We start from the raw sequence: 23905 nt of genomic DNA on the forward strand, positions 1-23905 counted from the left end.
AGCTCCCCCATCGGTTCCTTCGCTTATGTCTTCTTCAGTGCTAAAAGTGGAACCCGACCTCGGCCGTCATCGAGCGTGGCGTCACGTAGTGCGTTCCGCTGAACGTGGAGAGGAAGTTATACAGCGCGTACTTGTTGGTGATGTTCACCGCGGTCAGTCGCAGGCTCCACTTGTAGCGGTCGCCGCCCAGCAGATTGTCCTGTCCCAGCGACGCATCGAATAGATTTCGCGGCGCAATCCGCGGTGGATTCTTGTCGTCATCCTCGGTGCCCGGTGCCGGAATCTTGACCAGCTGAGAAGTCAGCTCATTCGCCAGGCAAAGGTTCGGCAGTCCCGCAGTTGGAGTGGCCTTCACGCCTGCACAGGTCAACCCAGCCTGGAACTGTTCATCCGCAGTCAGCTTGCTTAGGTCGATGTAGTCCTGGCCGTTCTGCACTACGCCGCCGCACGGGCTGTTTGCTCCGGTTGGATTGAAGCAGGGAACTGATCCCGCTGTCAGGCCGGAGTCGTAACGCCAGTTGAGGCCAAACCACGGTGCCTGGATCTTCCCGAACTTCATCGGAATCTGGTACTGGCCGTGAGTCGTTTGGTTGAACCGTTCGTCGTGGTCGATGCGGAAGGGATATCCGCTCTGACCCACCGTCGCTCCGGCACCCGCAACCTGCTGCGGGAAGAACCGCGCCGCAACCGATGACATCACGACAAACACCGAGAGGTTATGGAAGTTCGGAACGTCCGCGCGCAGCGCGAAGCCCGGGATCTTTGAGTTGTGCCAGTCGATCGGGAATGTGATCGGCGTATTGCCCAGCGTGCTGAAGTCGAACGCATTATGCGTGTACTTCCAGATGTAGTCGCCGCTGAAGACGAAGTTCTTGCCAAACGCCTGTTGCAGTCCCGCGTGGAACTCGTTGCGGAAGCCCGGTTGCAGTGTTCCTGAGACACCGGGAGTGCACAGCAACAGCGGCGACAGCACCGCGTTCAGACAGCCCTGGCTGGACAGGATCAGGTTCTCGTTGAAGGGCGACTCCAGGGTTCGCGCATACGAGGCACGCAGCACTGTGTTGGTCTGCTTCACCGTGTACGCCACACCCAGCCGGGGCTCAGCCTGGCTCGCCTTGGTCAGGCCGTTGTAGAGATCACCGCGGATTCCAACGTTGAACAGCCAGTTGCCCGTCTTGATCTGGTCCTGGACGTAGAGTGCAAGCTCCTTGACGTCCGTATGCCCGCGATAGGTAAACAGGCTGCCTCCACGCGTCAGGTCGTAGGGCAGAAGGACAGGCAGAAACGGGTTCGTCGCATTTGGATTGTCGGCCGCATTGGGGTTCGCGCCCTGGCACTGCGTCGTGCTCGTGTAGCCGGCAATCGGCGCGTTATTCGCGTCCAGACACGGCGCATTGAACGTTGCGTTGACGATGCCGAGCTCGTCGTTCTCGTTTAAGAACGTGTGCTCATAGAGCGCTCCCACCTTGATGTTGTGGATGCCCTTCACGTACGAAAAATCGGTATGGACACCGGCGTTCGTCAGCGTGCGCTGCTGCGCGATCGACTCGTTCTGGATTGGCCCCAGGTCCGCCAGCGGGTTGCCGCTAGGGTAGTAGTTGTAGCTGTCGCGTCGAACAAATGGCCCAAAGTTGAAGACCGAATCCGTTCCCGTGATCCGCGTGTACGTCGGCGCAACGTTGAAGGTCACGATCTTCGAGCGCTGATCTGTATCGCCGACTGCCGCGAATACCGGGCTGTTTCCCGCGCCGCCGCTCACCACATTCTGCACGTTCAGGTTGTCGTAGGAGTTCGGATTCTGGAACCACGACCGGCTCAGGTTGAAGTTCAGGTGGACCGAGTCCTTGTCGGTCAACTGGCGGTCCACGCGGTCGAAGAGGTTCTGCTCATTGCCCTTGTCGTGAAATACCGCAAACTCTGCAGGATCGAGAAACCGGCCTGTATCCAGACCGTCAATCTCGATGAAGTTCCCCCACTTCGGCCCGCCGTAGCTCAGGTCAACCGCCCCCGTAGACGACCCGAACGTCCCATAAGAACTCGTCACACTCCCCGTCGGCTTGTTCACGCCAAGCCCGGATCGCGTGGTCACCTGGATCACCAGCGATGTCTTGCCGCCGTACTCCGCCGGCGGCGCGCCGGAGATGACCTCCATCGACTGCACCGAGTTCGACGGAAGCTGGTTTGAGAAGACTTTGCTTTGCTGGTCGGTGATCGGCTGGCCATCGATCGAGAACGAGTTCGAAGCATGATCGCCCAGCCCGTGAAACAGCCCATTCGAGTCCGCCGCGACACCGGGCGATGCCAGCGTTACCAGCGAACTCAGTGACGACGAAGCGCTCTCGAGCGGCAGCTTGTTGAACAGGTCGCGATCGATGTCGGTGTGCATCGTAGAGTCGCCTTCGAGCAGATCGCCCGCATCCACGTTCACGACCGTTGAAGATGTTCCAACCTGCAGCACGGCGTTTGCTGCGACCGGCACCAGCGACCGCACCAGAACGTCCTGCGAGTAAGGCGCGAAGCCTGCTAGGGTGACCGTCAGGTGATACGGATTCTGGGGGATATTGGAGAGCTGGAAGTGACCGGCCGCGTCGGTCATCGTTGTGCGGCTCAGGCCGCTGACCGCGTTGACGACAGAGACGCTGGCTCCAGGAACAACCGCGCCGGTGGCGTCAGTGACCGTGCCTGTAATGGTGCCGGAGTTGCCGGCTGACTGCGCCAGGAGAGACGGCGCGAAGAGATCCTGCGCCAGGAAAACAGAAGATGCTGTCAGAAATGCTGCGAATGCGACGCGCCGGATGGACGTGTTCATGCACTACCCCTTTGTACGATGGACGTACGACTATGGAACCTGCTGGTTCAAAACGCGGAAACTTGAAGTCTAGGCGAGTGTTGAAGCAGCGGGTGGGGGGCGAGTAAAGAGGGCGAAAGCTGAGAGTCTTGACTGGCGCGGCCTCGTCTTGAGGCTCGGTAGGACCGCGACTGCCAGCACTGCCTGAAGCGGTACCGGGCTACTGACGACCTGGGCTACAACGTGGGCTGTCGCGCAGAGCGAACAGTCGGCGTGAGAGATATCTCCACTGGAGTGGGTATGTACGGCCTGAAGCGTTCCACTCAGCAGAACAAGCGCGATGCAAAGCAGCCCGAGGAAAAATCCCCAGCGCTTCGGCAGGCGCGAGTTTGACAGATTACGGATCACTCTAAAGTAAATATATCGCATGGCCATCCCGGACATCGCTGCATGGGATGAAGTATTCTCCGTCCACCTCATGCGACGATAGAGCAGGAGCATCCATGAGCATCGCAACCAAGACCGGCGACGCCGGCAGCACCGCTCTCGCAGGTGGAACTCGCGTCTCGAAGGCAGACGACCGAGTCGAAGCCTACGGCGCGGTCGACGAATTGAACTCGTCCCTCGGCTTCGCCCGCAGCATCTGCACCGATCTGGAGATCGCGGGCTGGACGGAGGAGATTCAGAAGACGCTCTTCCGCGTCGGCGGCAGCCTCGCATCGGACCCAGAAAAGCGCAGAGGCACTCCCATCACCCTCGCCGAGGACGCCACCAAACTCACCGAACTTGTCTACAGAATTGAAGCGACTCCGGGCATCCTCGCCGACTGGTCGCTGCCCGGAGCACACCGCGAGTCCGCTGCTTACGAAATCGCCCGCACCATCTGCCGCCGCGCGGAACGCGCCTCGGTGCGCCTGATGGAGAGCGGGGAAGAGGTGGACGCGGATGTTCTGGCTTACCTGAACCGCCTGTCAGATTTGATCTGGCTCTTTGGAAGATTGATCGAAGTTCGTGCCGGAGTAGATGCGAGGCTCCGAGACGATACCAAGGCGGGGCCAAACTTCTCCCGCGCCTGGTAGTGATTCTCTCCGCTGCCTAGACCCGCGCCGAGTAAAAATCCGTCATCCTGAGCGAAGTCCCTTGCAGCTTCACCGCAAGGGACGTAGTCGAAGGACCCCGAGAGCGCTCGTCCAGCCAAAATCGACCGGATCTTTCAGCCGAAAAAGCTGAAGCTCCGCCTTACTCAGCCCAGCGCTTGAAGATCAGCGATCCGTTCGTCCCGCCGAACCCAAACGAGTTCGAAAGCGCGTAATCGATCTTCGCTGCGATCGGCTTGTTCGGCACATAGTTCAATCGGCACGCCGGATCGACTTCCTCGATGTTCATCGTCGGAGGAGCGATCTGGTTCAGCATCGCCAGGATGGTGATGCCTGCCTCAAGCCCGCCCGCGCCGCCCAGAAGGTGGCCGGTCATGGACTTGGTGGAGCTCACCAGCAACGTATGGTTCTTCGCGCGCTCGCCGAAGACATTTTCGATCGCCTGCGACTCAAGCGCATCGCCCAGCGGCGTCGAAGTCGCATGCGCATTCACGTAGTCGATCGTGTCCGGCGAGAGATCGGCGACCTTCAGCGCGGCATTCATCGCCCGCAGGCAGCCTTCGCCTTCGGGAGCCATGCCGGTCATGTGGAACGCATCCGCCGACAGGCCATAGCCGACAACCTCGGCCAGGATCTTCGCGCCGCGAGCCTTCGCGAACTCAAGCTCTTCGAGGATCAGAATGCCCGCACCCTCGCCGACCACGAATCCATCGCGGTCCTTGTCCCATGGACGGCAGGCGTGCTCGGGATCTTCGTTGCGTGTCGATAGCGCCTTCATCGCGGCAAATCCGCCTACGCCCATCGGCGTAATCGCCGCCTCGGTGCCGCCTGCGATCATCGCATCGGCATCGCCCCGCTGGATGATGCGAAACGCATCGCCAATCGAGTGCGCGCTGGAGGTGCAGGCAGTCGCGGTGGCCTCATTCGGCCCACGCGCGTTGTAGCGGATGGAGACGTGCCCGGCAGCGAGATTGATGATCGAGCCTGGAATAAAGAAGGGCGATATCTTCCGCTGTCCGCCCGAGAGGAAGTTGATGTGCTCCCGCTCGATGACATCGAATCCGCCAATCCCTGAGCCAATATGAACGCCGACCCGATCCGAGTTCTCGTCCGTGATCACAAGTCCGGAGTGCTTCATCGCCTCATCCGACGCCGCAATGGCGAAGTGGATGAAGCGTCCCATCTTTCGGGCTTCCTTCTTCTCAATGAAAAGAAGCGGATCGAAGTCCTTTACCTCCGCGGCGAACCGTACAGGATGGCCCGTCAAGTCGAAAGCCTTGATCTCCGCCATACCGCTGCGGCCCGCAAGCAGACCCTCCCAGACCTCCGGAGCGGTCTTGCCCACGCCGCAGACAAGCCCGATACCGGTTACAACGACACGCCGCTGCGATTGCATTGCTACTTTGCCGCCTTCTGGTTCTTTTCGATATAGTCGACCGCGTCCTTGACCGTCTTGATCTTCTCGGCGTCTTCGTCCGGGATCTGGATATCGAAGGCCTCTTCGAACTGCATCACCAGCTCAACGACGTCGAGAGAGTCCGCGCCGAGGTCTTCCTGGAAGCTCGCGCCGGGGGTGACTTCGGCCTCATCCACCTGAAGCTGTTCGACAATAATCTGTTTGACCTTCTCGTCAACTGCTGCCATGAATTTCTCCTGTCTTCTCTGAAACAAAACTGAATGGGTGCGGAGACTGCCGCGAAAGCCCGAATCTCAAGGATACCGAGCGCCTAGGTGAGTGTAAAGCAAACGGGCGCTGCCGTGGGTCAATCTGACGCAGAAGCCCCTCGATATAGACGCACGCAAAGCGATGGAGACTCCACTTATTCTTCGTCGGCGCTGGCCGCCAGCAGGGGAGCAATCCCGCCAAACTCTTCCATCCCCGGAAGTCCCGCGCTCTGCGAAGAATCCGACGTGACCTCTCGCAACGTCCGGTTGATCGCCCGCGTCCGCACATTCAACTTTTGGATTGTGTTCTGTACCGTACCAACTTGCGTCTCCATCTTGCCCATCAAGTCGCCGAACTTTTCAAACTCGCCTTTGGTCGCCCCCAATACCTTCCACACCTCGTCGCCCTTCTTCTGGAAGGCGATCAAAGCGAATCCCATCTGGAAGCTGGTCAAGATCGCCGATAGCGAACTTGGCCCCGCGATGGTGACCTTGCACTTCGATTGAATCTCCGCCTGCAATCCCTCGCGTCGCATCACCTCGGCGTAGAGCCCTTCTGTGGGCAGGAACATGATCGCGTGCGGCGTCGTTACCGGCGGTTGAATGTACTTCTCGCAGATGCGCTTGCCCTCGGTCCGGATCGCGTTTTCAAAGCTCTTTCCAGCAGCCTGGATCTCCTCCGCGCTGCCGCTCTCATAGGCGTTCTCCAGCCGTTCCCAATCCTCACGCGGAAACTTCGCGTCGATCGGCAGCAGCGTATCGCCGCCGTGCCCAGGGAACCGCACCGCGAACTCCACAACCTCCAGGCTGCCCTGCTTCACCTTCGCATTGCGGATGAACTGGCTGGGCGCGAGCATCTGCTCCAGCAACATCCCAAGCTGCACCTCCGCGAACCCGCCACGCGACTTCACGTTGGTAAAGATGCGGCTGAGATCGTCCATCCCTTCGGACAACTTGCTCATCTCGCCCAGCCCGGTATGCACCTTGTTGAGCTGGTCCGTCACCTGCCCAAACGACTCCGTCAGCCGCGTCTGCAGCGTCGCATGCAGCTTCTCGTCGACCGTGACTCGCATCTCTTCGAGCTTCGCGGCGTTGGTCACGTTCAACTTTTCGAGTCGCTCTTCCACCGTCCCCCGCAGCTTCTCCTGCTGCGTCTGCGCTGCCGCGGACAACTCATTCAGCCGCGCATTCAGCGCTGTCCGCGCCTCCATCTGGTCGCGATTCGCATCCGCGATGAAGCCCGAGAGCCGCTGCGAGATCGCCTCCAGATTTTTCTCCACCGCAGCCCGCAGCGCTTCAGCCGATTCCTTGTTATCACCACGGAAACTATTCAGGCCCGTGTTCAAAGTCTGGCCCAGCAGTGCGATGCTCGCCGAGACTTCATTTCGCAACGCAACTGCATCGGCTGCGCTCGCCTCGCGGCTGCGCTGCGCCTCGATCGCCAACGTCCGTTGCAACGACTCAAGCTCTTCGCGGAAGTGCCTGTCCAGTGCATCGGCCCGAGCGTCAACCCGCGTCAACTGGTCTGGAAGTTGCAGCAGCCGCGTGTCCGCAGCTGGCAGCTCCGGCTTGCGAAGGAACAGCATCACGACAGCGATGAAGATCAAAAGCAGCAGGGCGAGTTGGGCCAGCGCGAACGGAGTCATTTCGTTTTTCCTTCGCCAAAAGAATAGCACCCACTTCGCCGTAGCGCTCTCTTCACATCGAACCTGCAAGAATGCTTCTAGCGGAGTTCCAGGAGACTTTATGCCGATCACAAACTACAGTGTCCTCGCGGGCGACCCGGTCTCGGGGAAAGTCGTTACCGGCAGCAGCACCCACTATCAGATCACCATGAACGGCACCGGCGGCCCCTTCATCGTCGCCGTCAACATCGAGTCCGTCGACGGCTCCGAGGTCCTCTACGCCATCAAGGAAGACTTCACCCCGCCCGACCCCGACGCGCTCACCGCTCTCTCTCTCGGCATGCATTCTCTGCCCTCAGCCCCAAACGGCCTGGCGCTCGACTTCGTCCGCAGCGAGATCGACGGCGAACCCATGATCACAAAGGAAGAGATGACGCTGCTGCCCAAACTCCAGAAGCCCACCAAAGGCGCAACCGCCGAGGCGGTGTTGATCAACAAGGCCCGCGCCGCGGCCCTGAAGAACGCGGTCACTACGCTCCTTGACATGACCATCGCCGACAAAAACGGCGTCATCTACGCCTTCGGCAGCGCCTTTGCCGACTCCGGCAGGGTCGACGGCATCCACGACATCCACATGAACCAGGGCAACCCACTGAACAATCATGGCGGAGACAACGGCATCTGGCAGGATGGCGCCCTCTTCATCCATCTACCCGCGAAACAGACATGGACTGCGATCTTCATCGCCTTCCAGACGGAAAGCTGGAGCACCGATGAAAACGGCAACCCCTCGTAATCCTTATCAATAAAAAAAGTCCGTCATCCTGAGCGAAGGCTCTCGTAGCTCTATCGCGAGAGCCGCAGCCGAAGGACCTCGAGAGATCCGATACCACCCAAACCGCTCGGAGCTTTCTTCCGCGATCTTCGCCCTATCGGGCAACCGCCGCCAGAATCGCATCCGCCACTGCCGCCGACTCCACCGCTGCCCGCACATCATGCACGCGCAGAATGTGAGCGCCTGCCAGCACGCTCGCCACATTCGCCGCCGTTGTAGCATTCACTCGTTCGCTCAAAGGCGCGGGTTCTCCGCCATGCAGATGCTTCAGCGAAGCTCCAAGAAATCCCTTCCGCGATGTCCCACTCAAGACCGGCAGACCAAGCTCGCGAAGCTCCTCTAGCCCCGCCAGCAAAGTGTAGTTCTCATCGCCCTTCTTGCCGAAACCAAACCCCGGATCAACGACGATCCTTTCGCGCGCTACTCCTGCATGACTCGCCGCATCGACGCACTCCCGCAGCCCCGCCAGCACCATTCGCAAGACTTCATCCTTGGTGAGAGCCTGGATCGCAGCCCACTCCTGCGGTTTCCCTCGCGTGTGCATCAACACAACGCCGCACCTAAGCCCAGCACAGGCTGCAGCCATCTCCACGTCCCAGGTAAATCCGCTGACATCGTTCACGATCTCTGCCCCAGCTTGAACCGCCTGCTGGGCTGTCGCTGCGTGAAACGTGTCAATCGAGAGCACCGCACCTGGACGCTCCTTCAGGAGCGCCTCGATCACCGGCAGCACCCGCTCCTGCTCTTCATCCGCCGATGTCGGAACCGCATTCGGCCGCGTCGACTCGCCGCCGATATCAAGAATGTGCGCTCCTTCATCGAGCATCGCCATCGCCCGCGCGACCGCGTCATCGACCGCGACAAACCGCCCGCCATCCGAAAACGAGTCCGGCGTCACATTCAGAATCCCCATGATCTTTGTCTCCAGACCCAGCGCAAGCGAGCGCGTACGAAGCTGCCATTCAAAACAGGGACGAGTATTCAGCGGCATCCATAGATTCTAGTTGTCCGTTGTCCGTTGTCCGTTGTCCGTTGTCCGTTGTCCATTGTCCGTTGTCCGTTGTCCGTTGTCCGTTGTCCGTTGTCCGTTGTCCGTTGTCCGTTGTCCGTCGACCGAGAAGCTAAAGGTGATGTGCCCCATTCATGCGGCTTATCGCATGAGTGGGACATTCGCGCGAATGCGCGAACCGTACTCCTTCCCCAGCCACCGAATGCTAGACTTCGCCCATGCCCCCGGCATCCCTCCCATCCCTCGTCCTCGCGCTCTGCCTCTTCGCTACCCACGCCCACGCGCAGGATCTTCCGACCAGCATCGCGACGCTCACCTCCGACCCCGCCGTTTCCCGTGCCAACTGGGGCATTATGGTCACCACGCTCGACGGCACGCCCATCTACGCTCTCAACGAGAAGAAACTCTTCCAGCCCGCCAGCAACGCCAAGCTCTTCACTACTGCCGCTGCGCTCGCCCTGCTCAAGCCCGGTAGCCGCTTCGAGACCCCAATCCTCGCGACCGCCGCGCCCGTGGGCGGCACCCTGCACGGCGACATCGTCCTTAAAGGCGATGGCGACGCCAACCTCTCCGGCCGCGCCATCCCCTTCGCCGAGCCGCCCGCGAAGCAGTTCCCGCTGCCGCCCCTTCACATCCTCGATGAGATGGCCGACACCATCGCTACAACCGGTCTGAAGTGCATCGACGGCAACATTGTCGGCGACGACACCCTCTTTCCCTGGGAGCCTTACCCTATCGACTGGTCGGTCGAGGACCTGCTCTGGGGCTACGGCGCTCCCGTCTCTGCGCTCTCCATCAATGACAACCAGATCAGGCTGACCATTGTGCCGGGCAAAATTCCACCGATCCCGGCCACGGTGGCCCGTGGCCCGTATGGAATTCCGTCTCCGCCAAAGATCACCCTTGACCCCGCAACGCCCTTCTACACAATCCAGAACGAGATCGGCACGGTTCAGGGGAACAGCGGAACCGGCATCGGCTTCGAACGCCAGCCCGGCTCGCGCACTCTTCGGATCTACTCCGGCGTGACCAAGACCCCCGAGACCTTTGAGATCGCGATCGATGACCCCGCCGAATACGCCGCTGCCAGCCTCAAGGCGAGCCTCGAAGCCCGCGGCATCACCATCACCGGCAAGGCCATAGCCCGCCATAACCCGCAGACCAGCACCACCGGCTTCCTGGAACAGTCGCGTGTGCCGATCGTGGCCCTGGGAACCGGCTTACAGGGCAGCATCGTTCCCTGCCTGCGCTGCAATAACCTCACAGGTATCCTCGGCTATCCCGAAGCAGTCACCCTCGCCCACCACACATCGCCCACGGTTGGCGAAGACACCGTCATCACCAACAAGGAGAGCCAGAACCTTCACGCTGAGATCCTACTGCACCAGCTCGCAGTCGCCTTTGGCAATGACGGTTCCACCGCACAGGGAGCCCGCGTCATCCGCTCCTTCGCCGTCCAAGCCGGTATCGACCCCAACGACTTCATCTTCTACGACGGCTCCGGCCTGAGCGGTCATGACCTCGTGACCCCGCGTGCCATCGCCAAGCTCCTTCAATTCGCCACAACCCAGCCCTGGTTCGCCGATTACAAAAACTCGCTCCCCATCGGCGGCGTCGACGGCTCGCTCGAACACCGCTTCACCTCGCCTCAACTCAAAGGCCACGTCTTCGCCAAGACCGGCACACTCGGCGAAGCGCGCGCCCTCTCCGGCTATCTCGATTGCGCCAGCGGCCACACCGTCATCTTCTCTATCCTCGTCGGCAACCATGACCCCACGAGCAGCGCAGACCGCGACGTGATGGACAGGATCGTCGCCGCCATCGCCATCGCCGAATAATCTCGCGCCCGCACGATGCCTCCTTTGCGTCATTGGCCCGTGCCTGCCCAGCAGGTACGCTAGCCCGATATGGGGACCGGAAAGGGGCAATATCAATACACGGGTCAGCTACGCTACCTGTCGATCCATCCCGGCTTCGACACTAAGGTCGAGCGGCCCTTCCCGGTCACCGTCATCGCCCACTTCCAGTTCGTCAAGGCCGCCTTCCTCCTGGGAGTCGCAGCTCTGCTCCAGTTTGTTCCTGATGCGATCCACTCCATGCCGCTGCTCCCGTTCTTTCTTTACATTGCGGCCCACGGTCGCAACACGCACGGACTCCTGCTGCCCGTGGCCGGGATCTTCGTCGGCTACGTCGGTTACGGTCTCTGGCGTCTGAAGCCCTGGGCGCGGCGCAGCCTCATCGCCAGCACGGCCCTGATGCTGATCGTCTGGGGTCACCGCTTCTTCGTCGATCACATGGACGGCGTAGTCACCCTCAGGACGCCGCATGAACAGCAGGCCGTCGCGATGGTTCTCTTCCTTGACGCCGTCGTCTTCCTCTACATGGTGGCTTACGACGACATTCCGCGCGCCTTCGGCAAAAGGAAGTAGTTCCCGCTACGCGCGGGGCAGTCACTTCGTGACGTGTATTTGCTTCGCTTGGTGCTCGCGTTGCTCGCAAGCCGACCAACGGGAGGGCCAGGCGAAGCGATAAAAAGGCGCCTGAGCGCCCGCCCCGCGCGTAGCGGGCCCGTCGGCAGGACATCTGTCTGCGAAAATAGAAGACGTGAGCAAACTCTCCACTTTGATCCTGCTGGGCGCTGCGGCCATCGCGACCACCGGCTGCAAGACTCTGCCTCCGCCCATGCCGCTTTCGCAGCTGAATCCGCAGCAGGCACACGGTCACGATCTTTTTCAGGCCCGCTGTGCCGCCTGCCACTATGACCGCAAGGACGACTCTCTGCACGGCCCATCCATGCTCGGTGTCTTCAAAAAGCCGTCCCTGCCTAGCGGTGCCGCTGCGACCGACGAGCGCGTAACAGCGACCATCCTGCACGGCCGCGGCCTGATGCCGGCTCTCGGTAACACGCTCGACCCCCAGGACACCGACGATATCCTCGCCTACCTGCACACCTTGTAACTGGAAAGACTCGAGATCATGGCAGACGCAACGAAGACCGCTTCCACCAAAGGCCAGAATCCTAAGGGCCAGATGCTCCCCGGCCTCGCTGGCATCTGCATGTTCCTCATCTTCCTCACGATGGTCAACGTCTACGCCGGGTTACAAGGCTTTTACGGCGGCGGCCCCACCCGCTACGCGATCCTCACGCTTTGCACGATTCTTGCCGCAGGAATCTTCGGCCTGCTGCGGCTCAGAAAATGGGGCTGGGCCATCGTCTGCGCCGGCTGCCTGCTGCTTAGCGCAGGCGACTTCTTCCTCTTCACGAAGTTCCACCAGACGTTCTTCCTGGTCCGCGGCATCTTCGTCCTCGTCTTCTTTCTCTACCTGGTCCGGCCGGAGACCCGCGAGCGCCTGCTATGAGCATCGCGACGCCGGGCAGCGGAGCAATCTGGCGTCTGCGCGTCCTGCGCCGCCTGCACTGGTGGCCGCCCTTGCTCGGCGCGGGTATCAAGGTCACGCGCATGGACGAAGACTTCCGCGCCATCGACGTAGAGATGCGCCTGACATGGCGAAATCGCAATGTGATGGGAGCCCACTTTGGCGGCTCGCTCTACGCCATGACCGACCCCTTCTACATGCTCATGTTGATGGAGAATCTTGGGCCCGAGTACATCGTCTGGGACAAGGCCGCCGCCATTCGGTACAAGCGTCCTGGCAGGGGCACCGTCCGTGCCGAGTTCCGCCTGAGCGAAGTCCAGATCGCTGAAGTCCGCAATGCGCTTGAGACATCCGACCGCTACGAGCCCGTCTACCTCATCGAAGTGAAGGACGAGTCCAGCAAAGTCGTCTCCGAGGTGGACAAGACTATTTACATCGCCAAGCGCTTCGTCCACGAGGCCAGAATGGCAAGCCGCTAATCAAGCCCTTTGAAAAATCTGTGACCCATTCATCGCGCTCTTGTCTTACGCGATGAGTGGGTTCCGCCACAACCCTCCACATTTCCGCAGGAATACAATAGAACCCGATGGCTACCTCGCCCGCAGGACTCAACTCAGACCTCATCCAGATCGAACTCGCCCCGCGCAAGCCCGCCCGCAAGCCTGAGTGGCTCAAGGCCAAGGCCCCTATGGGCGAGACCTTCCACAATCTGAAGAAGATGGCGCGTGAGCTGAACCTTCACACCGTCTGCGAGAGCGCCCAGTGCCCCAACATCGGCGAGTGCTGGAACCAGAAGTCGGCCACCTTCATGATGCTCGGCAACCTCTGTACCCGGCGCTGCGGCTTCTGCGCTGTGCCCAAGGGCAAGCCCGAACCCATCGACTTCGATGAGCCGCGCCGCGTCGCCTATGCCGTCGCCCAGCTAGGCCTCGCCCACGCCGTCATCACCAGCGTCAATCGCGACGACGACAACCTTGGCGCAGCACGCGCCTTCGTCTCTGTGATCGAAGAGATCCGCGCCCAGGCCCCCGGCTGCCGCGTCGAAGTCCTCACCCCCGACTTCCAGGGCAACGATGAATCGCTTCGCTTGGTCGTCGCCGCGCACCCCGAGATCCTCAATCACAACATCGAGACCGTCCCGCGTCTCTACCGCGTCGCCAAATCGGGCGGCCGCTATCCGCGATCACTCGCCTTCCTGGCCAACGCGAAATCGATCGCCGCTGAGACCAACGAGAACATCGTCACCAAGACCGGCATCATCGTCGGCATGGGCGAAGAGATGCACGAGCTCCTCGCTGTCTTCCGCGACCTCGCCGACCGCAAGGTGGACATCCTCACCATCGGCCAGTACCTCCGCCCCAGCCGCGATCATCTCCCGATGACCCGCTACTACACCCCCGACGAGTTCGCATTCCTCAAGCACGAAGCCCTCGCCATGGGCTTCAAACACGTGGAAAGCGGACCGTTGGTGCGGTCAAGCTACCACGCGCAGGAGCAGGCGGAATCAACCGGGCTGGCGTAGAGAGAACGATGCAGCCGCGCGACCCTATTATGCGGAAAGAGCGCTCCCGCGAGATTCGTGCGGATATCCGGCGCGTCCTTCTCGATACATGGGATCCGATCGGGATCGCTAATGAACCCAATGCTCAGGATGAATACAAATCCTATCTTGGCGGCGTCTACGCGATACTGTCTCGCGGCGGCTCGGTGGACGAACTTCAGGATCACCTTCTTGCCATCGTCAGAGATTGCATGGGCATGAGCCCTCCTGTCACGCGCGAACACATGCGATCAACGGCAGAGGCGCTCAAACAGATATCCATCCTCCTCTAAAGAGGATTGTCTTGCGCTCCATGTCGGATATAAAGCACCTCAATCGCCCCCTCATGCAGGCGATAGAAAATCAGGTAGGGCGATCGCGGTAGCTGCATCACCCGGACACCCGGCTCCGAAGTTGGCCGCCCGCGATAAGGAAACCTTCTGAGCCCTTGAACAGCCTCGTATATCGCTCGGATGGTTCTTGCCGCGTAATTGGGATGATTGCTGCTCAGATACTCGTGAATGCCCTCAAGGTCTTCGGCGGCCGAAGGTAGCCATCTGATTTGCATCTATCGCTGCAGCATCCGCTGAACGCGAGCGTCCATCTCGTCTTCCCCGATGAAGACACCCGCATCTGCTTCAGCAACACGCTGACGAATGGTTTCGCGGAACCGCTCATCGTCATAGTCGGCAGCGTAGCTAATATCAAATAAGCTATTCGCTACGAACTCCGAAGGCGTCTTGCCTTCAATCGCGGCCATCTCGATTAGCCGTGCTTCCTGTTCGGGCGTGAGCGTGATCTCCATAATCAAAGCCTAGACAGCGCCAAATGCACTGTCAATCCAAATTCCAGCGATCCGAAGCTACAGTAACGGTAGAGCCACCATGCCCCCATTCTCCGAAGTCCGCCGCATCGAAGCCGCCATCAAGAACAAGAACGCCAAGGAGCTCGAGTGGTCGCTCTGGTACTGCCGTATGCGCCAGACTGTTCCCTCCGCCCGCCCCGCCGATATCCGCTATTGGAGCGGCGTCGAAGAGCAGGTACAGGCCACCCTCACACCGCCCACGGAGACGAAGCAGTACCCTACACGCAAGAAAAAGTCCGACCGCGGCCTAGGCTCCAGCCTTATTCCCGATAAATCATGACCTTCCCGACTAGCCATTGCCGCTCCCAAACGTCGTAAACTGATATTCGGTAGAAACACACGACTGGCACGCTTTACGCGTCCGGCGAAGGGATCGAAAGACTATGGCATCGGCAATGGCAGGGATTGACGCCCTCAAGGGAACGCATCAGGAACTCAAGTCAAGGATGGAGAAGTCCGTCGAGGACTTCCGCGCGCATCTTCTCGCCGCGCGCACCGGGCGGGCGAACGTCCACATGCTCGACCAAATCAAGGTCGACTACTACGGCACCGACACGCCGATCGCGCAGATGGGGCAGATCAGCACCCCTGAGCCGACGCTCATTAAAGTAGAGCCCTACGACATGGGTATGGTCTCGGCCATCGAGAAGGCCATCCGCACCTCCAGCGTCGGCCTCAACCCCATGACCGACGGCAAGGTAATCCGTGTCCCCGTTCCTCCGATGACGGAAGAACGCCGCAAGGACGTCGTCAAGCAGCTTCAGAAGACGCTCGAAGACCACAAGACCGCTATCCGTAACATCCGCCGCGACGGCAACGAGCAGATCAAGAAGGCAGCCAAAGACAAGCTCATCTCCGCCGACGACGAGAAGCGCGCCAATGATGAAGTTCAGCAGCTCACCGACCAGGAGATCCGGCGCATCGAAGATCTCTGTAAGGCCAAAGAAAAAGAGATCATGACCGTCTGATCACGCTCTACATCGATAACGCAAACGAGCGGGCCATGAAACTGGCCCGCTCGTTTGCGTTGTATAGAAGCTGTTGTCCTGCCGGACGGTCGCCCTGCGCGGGCGGCGGTCACTTCGTGACGCGTGACTGCTTCGCTCGGGACTCCCGTTGGTCGTCATAAAGATTTTATTCCCGACCAACGGAAGGGCCGCGCAAAGCCCAATACCTATCACGAAGTGACCGCTCCGCGCGCAGCGGGACCGTCCGGTAGGACAGCCCTTGGCCTACGTCGCATGCGCCACCACGATCTTCCATCCCGCATCGGTCTTCTCAAAAACCATCGAAAAGATGCTCTCCGCATTCCCGCCATTCTTCTTCGACCGCTCAATCTTGTACTTCCCGACACACACCGCCACTTTGTCGTCGATCGGATGCACCTCAAGCTCCGAAAACGTAAGCTGTCCCATCGTCTCCTTGTTCGGATAGTTGTGGTGATAGTCCGCCTTCATCCCCGCAAACCCGCGCTGGATCAGGTTGTTAATGAACAGCGTGTCGGGCGAGTCTTTGTAGCCCTCCAAAAAGCCGTCGATATCTCCCCGGTCCCATGCCGCCTCCTGCTTCAGCAGCACCTTGATCACGTCCAGCTCTTGCTGACTTGCGGTCTTCAACTGATTCTGCGAGACCGCCAGCGAAGGCGATGCCACGGTAAGGACGAGAAGGGAAGCGAGAGCGAACTTACGAAGATAGCAATACAGCATCGCGGGACCTCAAGGTTTTATGTCTGTTGTTGCTTCTCGTTATGTACATCGACACAGTGTTCAATCGCATCGATCTTCGCAGTGGGTAGAACCCATACGACCATCACCAGGGCGACGATACCCAGGGCGATGCGGGGGTAGGGAAAGCTGCAAAGCACCGCTACCACGTAAAGTCCCAGCGAGATCCAATGTTTCCGTTCTGCCGCAGCGTCTTCCTGCTCCAGCCTGCCCGTCTCCCGAAGATACCTCCCGATCGTGAGCCGCAACACCAGAAAGCTCGCTCCCGTCATGATCATCAGCAACACGTAGAGCAGCACGGAAAACGAACTCATCTTCATGTCCAGCAGGTAGCCGGTGAAGAAGGGCAGCAGCGACAGCCAGAAGAGGAAGAATAGGTTCGCGTACAGCGTTCGCTCATCTGCCTGGTCCGTCCGGTGAACAAGATGGTGGTGGTTGATCCAGTACACGCCCGTGAACGTGAAGGAGAGCGCATACACCGCCAGCGTCGGCAGAATCGAAGTGAGTCCAGCGAGCCCATCGTGTACCGGCACCTTCAACTCCAACACCATGATGGTGATGATGACGGCAATCACTCCGTCGGAGAAGGCTTCGAGTCGGGCCGGGCTTACATGCTTTTTTGACATGGTGTCTTCGTGGAGAGCTTGGCAGGTAGCATACATCGGCTTTCCCCGCGATGATAGGACGGTGGCGGTAGAATTTATCGCATGGAGAAAATCGCTGCAGAACAGGCAAATGACGCAAGCCGCGTCGTCCACGCGGTCTGCTCGCATGACTGCCCCGACTCCTGCGGCGTGCTCATCACGGTCGACCAGCTCACCGGCAAGGCCACCAAGATCCAGGGCGACCCCGCCCATCCCGTCACCCGCGGCTTCCTCTGCGGCAAGGTCGCGAAGTATCTCGACCGCGTCTACTCGCCGGACCGTCTCCTCTACCCCATGCGTCGCAAAGCCGGCATCGCGAAGGGGCCGCTCGCACAGGGTAGGGAACTCGAGGCTTTCGAGCGCATCTCCTGGGACGAAGCCCTCGACACCATTGCCGTGCGCCTTCAATCCATCTCCGATGAGTTCGGCCCCGAGAGCATCCTTCCCTACAGCTACGCCGGAACCATCGGCCAGCTCGGCTACGGTTCGATGGACCGCCGCTTCTTCCATCGCCTCGGGGCTTCGCAGCTTGACCGCACCATCTGTGCTTCTGCGGGCGGAGCCGCACTGCTCAGCGTGTATGGCGTCAAGCTCGCACCGCCCCCGCAGGACTTCGCCCGCGCAGGTCTCATCATCGCCTGGGGCGCGAACATCCACGGCAACAACATCCACCTCTGGCCGTTCATTGAAGAGGCCCGTCGCGATGGAGCAAAGCTCGTCGTCATCGACCCCTACCGCACACGGACCGCCGCGCTCGCCGACCAGCACCTCGCCATCAACCCCGGCACCGACGCTCTTCTCGCGCTCTCGCTGATGCACGTCATCCTGCGCGATGGCCTTGAAGACTCGTCCTACATCGCCGCCAACACCCACGGATTCACCGAGCTTCGCGCCCACGCCCTCAAGCCCGAGCACGCACCCGAAGCTGCCGCACGCATCACCGGTATCGACGCCGAGACGATCACCGCCCTCGCCCGCGCCTACGCCACGACGCAAAGACGCACAGGCAAGCCCGCCGTCATCCGTCTTAACTACGGCATCCAGCGCAGCCAGAACGGTGGCACCGCCGCCCGCGCCGTCGCCATGCTTCCTCTACTCGTGGGAGCGTGGAAATATCGTGGCGGAGGCGTCCAGCTCTCCACCTCCGGTTCCTTCCCCTTCAATAACGACGACCTCCAGCGCCTCGACCTCATGCTCGCCAGTCCTCTTGGCCGTCCCGCGCGCGTCGTCAATATGTCGGAACTCGGCCACGCCCTCACCACGCTTGGAGAGCACAAAGAAGACGGCCCTCCAGTAAAAGCGCTCTTCGTCTATAACTCTAATGCCGCTGCCGTCGCTCCCAATCAGAACGCCGTCCTGCGCGGTCTCAAACGGGAAGACTTGTTCGTCGTGGTTCACGACCAGTTCTTCACCGACACCGCCGACTACGCGGACATTCTCCTTCCCGCACCCACGTTCTTCGAGACCAAAGACGTGCAGGGAGCCTACGGCCATCTCTTCGTTCAAATATCCGACCAGGCCATCGCCCCGCTCGGCGAGGTCCGCAACAACGTCGCCGTCTTCAGCGAACTCGCCCGCCGCATGGGCTTCACCGAAGCCTGCTTCTCAGACACCGTCGACGATCTCATCGACCAGACGCTCGCACCCCCTTCGCACGATCACCGCGCTGCGTGGTTCGCCGGTATCGACCGCGCCCGCCTGGAACGCGAAGGCCACGTCCCTCTGCAATTTCCCATCGATGCCAACGGCGACACACTTCCTTTCAGCGATGCGAGTTGGTTCCGAACCCCCAGCGGTAAGGGAGAACTTATCCCCGTCCCCGTCTTCCGCGCACCGCAGGAGTCCCGCGCCAACGCCGCGGACTATCCGCTCGAATTCCTGCCGCGCAAGGCCGACAACTTTATGAACTCCACCTTCGCCAACCATCCCACTCATCAGCGCATGGAGTCTCGCACCGCTGGCCTGCTTGAGATGCATGCGGATGACGCAGCCCCTCGCGGCGTGGTCAACGGCGATGAGGTCGAGATCTTCAACGGCCGCGGGCGCATCCGTCTCCGCGCCCACATCGGCGACAAGGTGGGCTCAGGCGTCGTCGCTGCCCGCCTCGACTGGGCCAAGCTGGGCAGCGACCTCTCCGGTGCCGGCGCAAACGTCAACGCCCTTACCTCGGAGACCCTCACCGACATCGGCGGCGGCGCCACCTTCTACTCCACTCTGGTTGAAGTAAGAAAGGCACCACTTCATGCTTGATACGCCTGTACTTTCATCGCTGGGGACACTTCCCACGCTCGCGGAGATTCATCAGGCAGCGGAGCTCGTCTACGGCTTCATGCCTCCTACGCCGCAGTACCGCTGGCCGCAGATCGACCAATGCGCCGGCGCCGAGGTCTGGATCAAGCATGAGAACCATAACCCCGTCGGTGCCTTCAAGATCCGCGGCGGCATCGTCTACATGGACTGGCTCCGCCGTGAGCATCCCGAGGTCACAACGGTAATCTCGGCCACGCGCGGAAATCACGGCCAGTCCATCGCCTTCGCCGCCGCTAAGGCCGGTCTGCGCGCGGTTATCGTCGTACCCCACGGCAACAGTGTCGAGAAGAACCGGGCGATGTGCTGCCTTGGTGCGGAGCTGATCGAGTTTGGCGCAGACTTCCAGGCCGCCGTTGAGCACGTCAAGTATCTCGCCGCCGAAAACGGATGGCATCGCGTCCCCAGCTACGACATTCACCTCGTCGCTGGCGTCGCCACCTGGGCGCTCGAACTCTTCACGTCCGCTCCGCCGCTTGAGGTCCTTTACGTCCCCATCGGCATGGGCACTGGAATCGCCGGCGCAATCGCAGTCCGCGATGCCCTCGGTCTGGCGACAGAAATTGTAGGTGTCACCTCAACCCTCGCTCCAGCCTCCGCGCTCTCCTTCGCCGCTGGCCATGTCGTCGAGTATCCCTCGACCACCAGAATCGCCGATGGCGTAGCCTGCCGCACGCCTGACCCGGCAGCCCTTGCGGTCTTCCTCAAGGGCGTCTCCCGCATCGTCGAGGTCACCGACGAAGACATTGCCGAGGCCATGCGCCTCTACTTCTCCCATACCCACAACGTCGCTGAAGGTGCAGGCGCTGCCGGCCTCGCTGCCCTGCTCAAAGATCGCTCCACAGGCAACACGATCGGAGGCAGCCGACTCGGCACCGTCCTGTGCGGGGGCAACGTAGACAGCGACGTCTTCGCCGCCGTGCTAAGGGGAGATTCGTCCGGTGCATGAAGCCGGATTCCAGTGCGCAGGCTGCGGCGAATGGATCGAAACCACCGTCGACGAATCTGGCGGCTCGCGCCAGCAATATGTCGAAGATTGCCAGGTCTGCTGCCAGCCCAACGTCCTCACCATTCAGTGGGACATCTCGGCTCAGGCCTACACCATCTACGCGGAACTCGAAAGCTGATCCGTATCGCTTCCCCATTTCCCGAGTCAAACTCCTCAGCAAAGATCCGGAGGCAACCTGTACCGGCTCCCGTCCGCTATACGCCTCCGGTTCCACAGGTATAATCGAGACTTCCCCGGGAATTGGTCTGGGCGTGATTTCGAGAGCAGTGAGGGTGTGCGTATTTTTACCGTGAAACGAGAGAGCGGAAGCTCCCTGATGAGCCCGATAAGCCTGATGAATCAGACCCATGCAGCGTGTGACCGCCCCACCGTCTCCCGCATCCTGACCCGTCTTCTGATGCCCGCCGCGGTAGCCCTCGTGGCCGCCACGGCGATCCCGGCAGCGCTGGCCCAAACCGGCAGCCCCACCAGTAACATCTTCGCTCCTGCGCCTGCGACGCCGCAGGTTCTTTGTCAGCCCCAGGTCATCGGCAACCGGCGCATCCCCAAGGAGTCCGTCCTCGCGCGCCTTTTCAGCCGCCAGGGCGATCCCTACGACCAGCCGACCGTCGAGCGTGACTTCAACTCTCTCTGGAACACCGGCTACTTCGAGAACGTTCGCATCGAGCGCGTAGACAGCCCCGCCTGCATTCAGTTGATCGTCTACGTCCGCGAGAAGCCCACCATCCGCGAGATCAACTACAAGGGCCTCAACGCCGTCTCGCTCTCCGATGTGCAGGAGCGCTTCAAGAAGGCGAAGGTCGGCCTAACCGTCGAAAGCCAGTACGATCCCACCCGCATCAAGCGCGCCGAGAACACGCTCAAGGACCTGCTCTCGGAGCACGGCCACCAGTTCGCCACCATCAAGACCGAAGTGAAGGACATTCCTCCGGCCGCCGTCGCCCTCACCTTCACCATCAAGGAGGGCCCGACCGTCAAGGTGGGCAAGATCGCCTTCCAGGGTAACAACAGCCTCTCCGATCGCACGCTTCGCAATGCGATGAAGAACCTGAAGCCCATCGGCATTCCGCACTCGATCATCCTCGAGAACCTCTTCGCCAAGACCTTCGACGCCAGCAAACTTGACGAAGACACGGAGCGCGTCCGCTTCGCCTATCGCGACCGGGGCTACTTCAAGGCCCAGCCCAGCGAGCCGATCACCAAGGTGCGCGACGCGGGCGGCCTCAACTTCTTCACCCTGCGCCCCTCCACGGGCAAGCGGATCGACATTCTCATCCCGCTCGAAGAGGGCGAACGCTACCGACTCGGCGGCATCACCTTCACCGGCAATAAGGCCGTCTCGAACGTCAAGGTTCTGCGCGCCCAGTTCACGCAGAAGGATGGCGAGTGGTTCAACGCCACCATGTTCGGCAAGGGCGTTGACCAGCTCCGCAAGGCCTACGGCGAGCTCGGCTACATCAACATGGTCGGTAGCCCGGTTCCGCGCTTCGATGAAGCCAAGAAGCTTATCTTCCTCGACATCGACATCGACGAGGGCAAGCCCTTCTACGTCTCGCGCATCGAGTTCACTGGCAACACCATCACCCGAGACAAGGTCATCCGCCGGGAACTTCTCCTTGAAGAGGGTCAGGTCTACAACAGCCGGCTCTGGGATCTCTCCATCCTTCGCCTGAACCAGCTCAACTACTTCGACACGTTGAAGGCAGACCAGGACTCCGAGAGCCGCCAGAACGCGGACGACGGAACGGTAGACCTGCTCCTGAAGCTGAAAGAAAAGGGTAAGAACTCCATCGGCCTCAACGGTGGTCTCAGCGGTCTTTCGGGAAGCTTCATCGGGCTTAACTACCAGACCAACAACTTCCTTGGCCTTGGCGAAACCCTCTCGGTCAATGCCAACATCGGCGACCTCTCCCGCCAGCTCAGCTTCGGCTTCACCGAACCCTACCTGCGCAACAAGCCCATCTCGGTCGGACTCCAGGTCTTCAGCAGCAAGCGCGACTTCAACCCCTCGAAGAGCTACGGTGCAACCGGCAGCACCTCGGCCAACCTCTCCGCGGCCCAGCAGTCGCAACTGCAAAACTACAACCAGTCGCAGACCGGCCTCACGCTCTCCGCCAGCGAGCCCCTCCGCCATCTCTTCAGCCGCTCAGGCGTTGCCCGCGTCGGTGTCTCCTACTCGCTGTCGCGATCGAACATCACGACGTTCAACGACAACACCCGCAACGTCTTCCAGTCGCTCTCCTTCCGCTCCGGTATCCAGGGGCAGAATCAGCTGAACGGCATCATCACCTCGGTCATCACCCCGAGCTTCACCTTCTCGACCCTTGACCGCGCAGTCGGCCCGCACAATGGCAAGGACTTCAACCTCGCCGTCCAGGTCGCGGGTGCTGGCGGAAACATCAAGTACTTCCAGCCGGTCGCCAGCTACCGTCAGTTTTTCCCGATGAAGGGTCTGCGCATCAATCGTGAGGGCCACAACGTCCTGGCCTACCGTGTGCAATTGGCTCACGTTGAGGGCTTCGGTGGAGAAGTAGCGCCTCCCTTCAACCGCATCTACGGTGGTGGCGAGAACGACGTTCGTGGCTTTGACATCCGCGCCGCTTCGCCCTACACCTTCATTCCGAATCGCGTCCTCTTCAATCTCACCAACCCCGACGGCTCCATCGTCCCGCGTGACCCGACGAACCCGAGCCTCGGCAACGTCCAGATTCCGCTCCCCGTCTATCGCCTCGTCGCGATTGGTGCGGACACCAGCTTTACCAGCAACTTGGAATACCGTATCCCCATCGTGAACCAGGCGACCTTCGCTTTCTTCACCGACTTCGGCCTCGTCGGCGATCTTGTCAAGAGCCAGTTGCGCGAGAGCGTCGCCGGGTCGTCGGCGATCACCAGCGCCTCTTACGGCTGCCCGGAGATTGTCAACGGTGCCTGCCAGGGCGGACAGACGGTCGACTTCAGCCCGTCGCCCCAGGATCGGCTCGACACCGTCCCGCACACCAACTTCGTGCCTCGTATGTCGAGCGGAGCGTACCTCTCGGTCGTCCTTCCGATCGTCAACGCGCCGTTTACCATCTACTACGCCTACAACCCGCTGCGCCTCTATGAGACGCTGCCCCAGAAGCTCGCTCTGCCCAACACCTGTGCGCCCGGCTCGACCCAATGCTTCCAGGCTCTCTTCCCGACCTCCGGTGCTGGTCAGTACAGCTATCAGCAGGCACTTCAGTTCTACGGCGCGGACTATCAGCTTCGCGAGCCGCGTAAGACCTTCCGCCTGACGGTGAGCACAACCTTCTAGGCGTATGGAGATGACAGACACAGGACCTGCACGGTAGCGTGCAGGTCTTTTGCATGTCGCAACCTCGTCGAGCCGGCGATTCATTCCAGCGGATGATTCGTCTCTAATTCAGCAGGGCGTAAAG

At 60.8% G+C, this 23905-nt stretch carries 24 protein-coding genes; 15 read left to right on the forward strand and 9 right to left on the reverse strand.

Going from position 1 to position 23905, the window contains the following annotated elements:
- Positions 1–40: 40 nt before the first annotated feature.
- A complete protein-coding gene (locus OHL18_RS05075) occupies positions 41–2809 on the reverse strand; it encodes a TonB-dependent receptor (RefSeq protein WP_263373738.1) in 2769 nt (922 codons plus the stop codon).
- A gap of 482 nt (positions 2810–3291) precedes the next feature.
- Between OHL18_RS05075 and OHL18_RS05080 the strand changes: the two genes are divergently transcribed.
- Entirely contained in the window at positions 3292–3867 is a 576-nt protein-coding gene (locus OHL18_RS05080) for a cob(I)yrinic acid a,c-diamide adenosyltransferase (protein WP_263373739.1), read from the forward strand.
- Between the two features lie 160 nt (positions 3868–4027).
- Here OHL18_RS05080 and fabF read toward each other — a convergent pair whose 3' ends face one another.
- From fabF to rmuC, 3 genes are all read right to left on the reverse strand, one after another.
- Positions 4028–5281, reverse strand: a complete 1254-nt coding sequence (fabF, locus tag OHL18_RS05085; protein ID WP_263373740.1) for a beta-ketoacyl-ACP synthase II — start codon at positions 5279–5281, stop codon at positions 4028–4030.
- Positions 5282–5283: 2 nt separating this feature from the next.
- Positions 5284–5529 carry an acyl carrier protein gene (locus OHL18_RS05090; protein ID WP_020715918.1) on the reverse strand — a complete coding sequence of 82 codons (246 nt, stop codon included), beginning with the start codon at positions 5527–5529 and terminating at the stop codon, positions 5284–5286.
- Positions 5530–5705: 176 nt separating this feature from the next.
- On the reverse strand, positions 5706–7196 hold the full coding sequence (gene rmuC, locus OHL18_RS05095) for a DNA recombination protein RmuC (RefSeq protein WP_263373741.1): 1491 nt from the start codon (positions 7194–7196) through the stop codon (positions 5706–5708).
- Positions 7197–7296: 100 nt separating this feature from the next.
- Between rmuC and OHL18_RS05100 the strand changes: the two genes are divergently transcribed.
- Positions 7297–7971: a YukJ family protein gene (locus OHL18_RS05100; protein WP_263373742.1), complete on the forward strand. Its 675-nt coding sequence runs from the start codon at positions 7297–7299 to the stop codon at positions 7969–7971.
- A 133-nt stretch (positions 7972–8104) separates the two neighbouring features.
- Here the strand turns inward: OHL18_RS05100 and folP are convergent, their stop codons facing one another.
- Complete coding sequence (gene folP, locus OHL18_RS05105; RefSeq protein ID WP_263373743.1) at positions 8105–8923, reverse strand: dihydropteroate synthase; 819 nt, start codon at positions 8921–8923, stop codon at positions 8105–8107.
- A 314-nt stretch (positions 8924–9237) separates the two neighbouring features.
- Between folP and dacB the strand changes: the two genes are divergently transcribed.
- The 7 genes from dacB (at position 9238) to OHL18_RS05140 (ending at position 14230) form a co-directional block, all read left to right on the forward strand.
- A complete protein-coding gene (dacB, locus tag OHL18_RS05110) occupies positions 9238–10857 on the forward strand; it encodes a D-alanyl-D-alanine carboxypeptidase/D-alanyl-D-alanine endopeptidase (protein WP_263373744.1) in 1620 nt (539 codons plus the stop codon).
- A 69-nt stretch (positions 10858–10926) separates the two neighbouring features.
- Complete coding sequence (locus OHL18_RS05115) at positions 10927–11448, forward strand: hypothetical protein (protein ID WP_263373745.1); 522 nt, start codon at positions 10927–10929, stop codon at positions 11446–11448.
- 175 nt (positions 11449–11623) lie between these two features.
- Positions 11624–11977 carry a c-type cytochrome gene (locus OHL18_RS05120; RefSeq protein WP_263373746.1) on the forward strand — a complete coding sequence of 118 codons (354 nt, stop codon included), beginning with the start codon at positions 11624–11626 and terminating at the stop codon, positions 11975–11977.
- A gap of 18 nt (positions 11978–11995) precedes the next feature.
- Complete coding sequence (locus tag OHL18_RS05125) at positions 11996–12379, forward strand: hypothetical protein (protein ID WP_263373747.1); 384 nt, start codon at positions 11996–11998, stop codon at positions 12377–12379.
- Complete coding sequence (locus tag OHL18_RS05130; RefSeq protein WP_263373748.1) at positions 12376–12876, forward strand: DUF4442 domain-containing protein; 501 nt, start codon at positions 12376–12378, stop codon at positions 12874–12876. Before OHL18_RS05125 ends, OHL18_RS05130 begins: the two co-directional genes overlap by 4 nt.
- 107 nt (positions 12877–12983) lie before the next feature.
- Positions 12984–13919 (forward strand): lipoyl synthase, encoded by a 936-nt coding sequence (lipA, locus tag OHL18_RS05135; protein WP_263373749.1) that lies wholly within the window; start codon positions 12984–12986, stop codon positions 13917–13919.
- Between the two features lie 8 nt (positions 13920–13927).
- Positions 13928–14230, forward strand: a complete 303-nt coding sequence (locus OHL18_RS05140; RefSeq protein ID WP_263373750.1) for a hypothetical protein — start codon at positions 13928–13930, stop codon at positions 14228–14230.
- Here the strand turns inward: OHL18_RS05140 and OHL18_RS23225 are convergent.
- Together OHL18_RS23225 and OHL18_RS05145 are read right to left on the reverse strand one after the other, a co-directional pair.
- The gene (locus tag OHL18_RS23225) at positions 14227–14505 is read right to left on the reverse strand and encodes a type II toxin-antitoxin system RelE/ParE family toxin (RefSeq protein ID WP_396273937.1); all 279 of its coding nucleotides are present in this window, start codon (positions 14503–14505) and stop codon (positions 14227–14229) included. The two genes, OHL18_RS05140 and OHL18_RS23225, sit on opposite strands and share 4 nt — an antisense overlap.
- Positions 14506–14742, reverse strand: coding sequence for a hypothetical protein (locus tag OHL18_RS05145; RefSeq protein WP_263373751.1), 237 nt, complete (start codon positions 14740–14742; stop codon positions 14506–14508).
- Positions 14743–14821: 79 nt separating this feature from the next.
- Between OHL18_RS05145 and OHL18_RS05150 the strand changes: the two genes are divergently transcribed.
- Positions 14822–15082 carry a hypothetical protein gene (locus OHL18_RS05150; RefSeq protein WP_263373752.1) on the forward strand — a complete coding sequence of 87 codons (261 nt, stop codon included), beginning with the start codon at positions 14822–14824 and terminating at the stop codon, positions 15080–15082.
- A gap of 103 nt (positions 15083–15185) precedes the next feature.
- A complete protein-coding gene (frr, locus tag OHL18_RS05155) occupies positions 15186–15770 on the forward strand; it encodes a ribosome recycling factor (protein WP_263373753.1) in 585 nt (194 codons plus the stop codon).
- 264 nt (positions 15771–16034) lie between these two features.
- Here frr and OHL18_RS05160 read toward each other — a convergent pair whose 3' ends face one another.
- Positions 16035–16508, reverse strand: a complete 474-nt coding sequence (locus tag OHL18_RS05160; protein WP_263373754.1) for a YybH family protein — start codon at positions 16506–16508, stop codon at positions 16035–16037.
- Between the two features lie 17 nt (positions 16509–16525).
- Positions 16526–17152: a TMEM175 family protein gene (locus tag OHL18_RS05165; RefSeq protein WP_263373755.1), complete on the reverse strand. Its 627-nt coding sequence runs from the start codon at positions 17150–17152 to the stop codon at positions 16526–16528.
- An 81-nt stretch (positions 17153–17233) separates the two neighbouring features.
- Here OHL18_RS05165 and OHL18_RS05170 point away from each other — a divergent pair, with 81 nt between their 5' ends.
- The 4 genes from OHL18_RS05170 to bamA all read left to right on the forward strand — a co-directional run bounded on the left by OHL18_RS05170 (position 17234) and on the right by bamA (position 23781).
- A complete protein-coding gene (locus OHL18_RS05170) occupies positions 17234–19420 on the forward strand; it encodes a molybdopterin-containing oxidoreductase family protein (protein ID WP_263373756.1) in 2187 nt (728 codons plus the stop codon).
- Entirely contained in the window at positions 19413–20426 is a 1014-nt protein-coding gene (locus OHL18_RS05175) for a threonine dehydratase (RefSeq protein WP_263373757.1), read from the forward strand. The genes OHL18_RS05170 and OHL18_RS05175 overlap by 8 nt, the downstream gene beginning before the upstream one ends.
- Positions 20419–20604: a CPXCG motif-containing cysteine-rich protein gene (locus tag OHL18_RS05180; RefSeq protein WP_263373758.1), complete on the forward strand. Its 186-nt coding sequence runs from the start codon at positions 20419–20421 to the stop codon at positions 20602–20604. The genes OHL18_RS05175 and OHL18_RS05180 overlap by 8 nt, the downstream gene beginning before the upstream one ends.
- Positions 20605–20802: 198 nt before the next feature.
- Positions 20803–23781, forward strand: a complete 2979-nt coding sequence (gene bamA, locus OHL18_RS05185; protein ID WP_263373759.1) for an outer membrane protein assembly factor BamA — start codon at positions 20803–20805, stop codon at positions 23779–23781.
- Positions 23782–23905: the final 124 nt, after the last annotated feature.

The sequence above is a fragment of the Granulicella aggregans genome (genome assembly GCF_025685565.1).
Lineage (GTDB): Bacteria > Acidobacteriota > Terriglobia > Terriglobales > Acidobacteriaceae > Edaphobacter > Edaphobacter aggregans_B.

What these genes read in the sequence shown, in the direction of transcription:
- OHL18_RS23225 (WP_396273937.1), bottom strand. Translation starts at nt 14,505, where the DNA reads ATGCAAATCAGATGGCTACCTTCGGCCGCCGAAGACCTTGAGGGCATT.
- fabF (WP_263373740.1), bottom strand. Translation starts at nt 5,281, where the DNA reads ATGCAATCGCAGCGGCGTGTCGTTGTAACCGGTATCGGGCTTGTCTGC.
- OHL18_RS05170 (WP_263373756.1), top strand. Translation starts at nt 17,234, where the DNA reads ATGGAGAAAATCGCTGCAGAACAGGCAAATGACGCAAGCCGCGTCGTC.
- OHL18_RS05145 (WP_263373751.1), bottom strand. Translation starts at nt 14,742, where the DNA reads ATGGAGATCACGCTCACGCCCGAACAGGAAGCACGGCTAATCGAGATG.
- frr (WP_263373753.1), top strand. Translation starts at nt 15,186, where the DNA reads ATGGCATCGGCAATGGCAGGGATTGACGCCCTCAAGGGAACGCATCAG.
- OHL18_RS05080 (WP_263373739.1), top strand. Translation starts at nt 3,292, where the DNA reads ATGAGCATCGCAACCAAGACCGGCGACGCCGGCAGCACCGCTCTCGCA.
- OHL18_RS05075 (WP_263373738.1), bottom strand. Translation starts at nt 2,809, where the DNA reads ATGAACACGTCCATCCGGCGCGTCGCATTCGCAGCATTTCTGACAGCA.
- OHL18_RS05115 (WP_263373745.1), top strand. Translation starts at nt 10,927, where the DNA reads ATGGGGACCGGAAAGGGGCAATATCAATACACGGGTCAGCTACGCTAC.
- lipA (WP_263373749.1), top strand. Translation starts at nt 12,984, where the DNA reads ATGGCTACCTCGCCCGCAGGACTCAACTCAGACCTCATCCAGATCGAA.
- OHL18_RS05165 (WP_263373755.1), bottom strand. Translation starts at nt 17,152, where the DNA reads ATGTCAAAAAAGCATGTAAGCCCGGCCCGACTCGAAGCCTTCTCCGAC.
- OHL18_RS05130 (WP_263373748.1), top strand. Translation starts at nt 12,376, where the DNA reads ATGAGCATCGCGACGCCGGGCAGCGGAGCAATCTGGCGTCTGCGCGTC.
- rmuC (WP_263373741.1), bottom strand. Translation starts at nt 7,196, where the DNA reads ATGACTCCGTTCGCGCTGGCCCAACTCGCCCTGCTGCTTTTGATCTTC.
- OHL18_RS05100 (WP_263373742.1), top strand. Translation starts at nt 7,297, where the DNA reads ATGCCGATCACAAACTACAGTGTCCTCGCGGGCGACCCGGTCTCGGGG.
- OHL18_RS05090 (WP_020715918.1), bottom strand. Translation starts at nt 5,529, where the DNA reads ATGGCAGCAGTTGACGAGAAGGTCAAACAGATTATTGTCGAACAGCTT.
- OHL18_RS05175 (WP_263373757.1), top strand. Translation starts at nt 19,413, where the DNA reads ATGCTTGATACGCCTGTACTTTCATCGCTGGGGACACTTCCCACGCTC.
- OHL18_RS05140 (WP_263373750.1), top strand. Translation starts at nt 13,928, where the DNA reads ATGCAGCCGCGCGACCCTATTATGCGGAAAGAGCGCTCCCGCGAGATT.
- OHL18_RS05125 (WP_263373747.1), top strand. Translation starts at nt 11,996, where the DNA reads ATGGCAGACGCAACGAAGACCGCTTCCACCAAAGGCCAGAATCCTAAG.
- OHL18_RS05160 (WP_263373754.1), bottom strand. Translation starts at nt 16,508, where the DNA reads ATGCTGTATTGCTATCTTCGTAAGTTCGCTCTCGCTTCCCTTCTCGTC.
- folP (WP_263373743.1), bottom strand. Translation starts at nt 8,923, where the DNA reads ATGGGGATTCTGAATGTGACGCCGGACTCGTTTTCGGATGGCGGGCGG.
- dacB (WP_263373744.1), top strand. Translation starts at nt 9,238, where the DNA reads ATGCCCCCGGCATCCCTCCCATCCCTCGTCCTCGCGCTCTGCCTCTTC.
- bamA (WP_263373759.1), top strand. Translation starts at nt 20,803, where the DNA reads ATGAGCCCGATAAGCCTGATGAATCAGACCCATGCAGCGTGTGACCGC.
- OHL18_RS05150 (WP_263373752.1), top strand. Translation starts at nt 14,822, where the DNA reads ATGCCCCCATTCTCCGAAGTCCGCCGCATCGAAGCCGCCATCAAGAAC.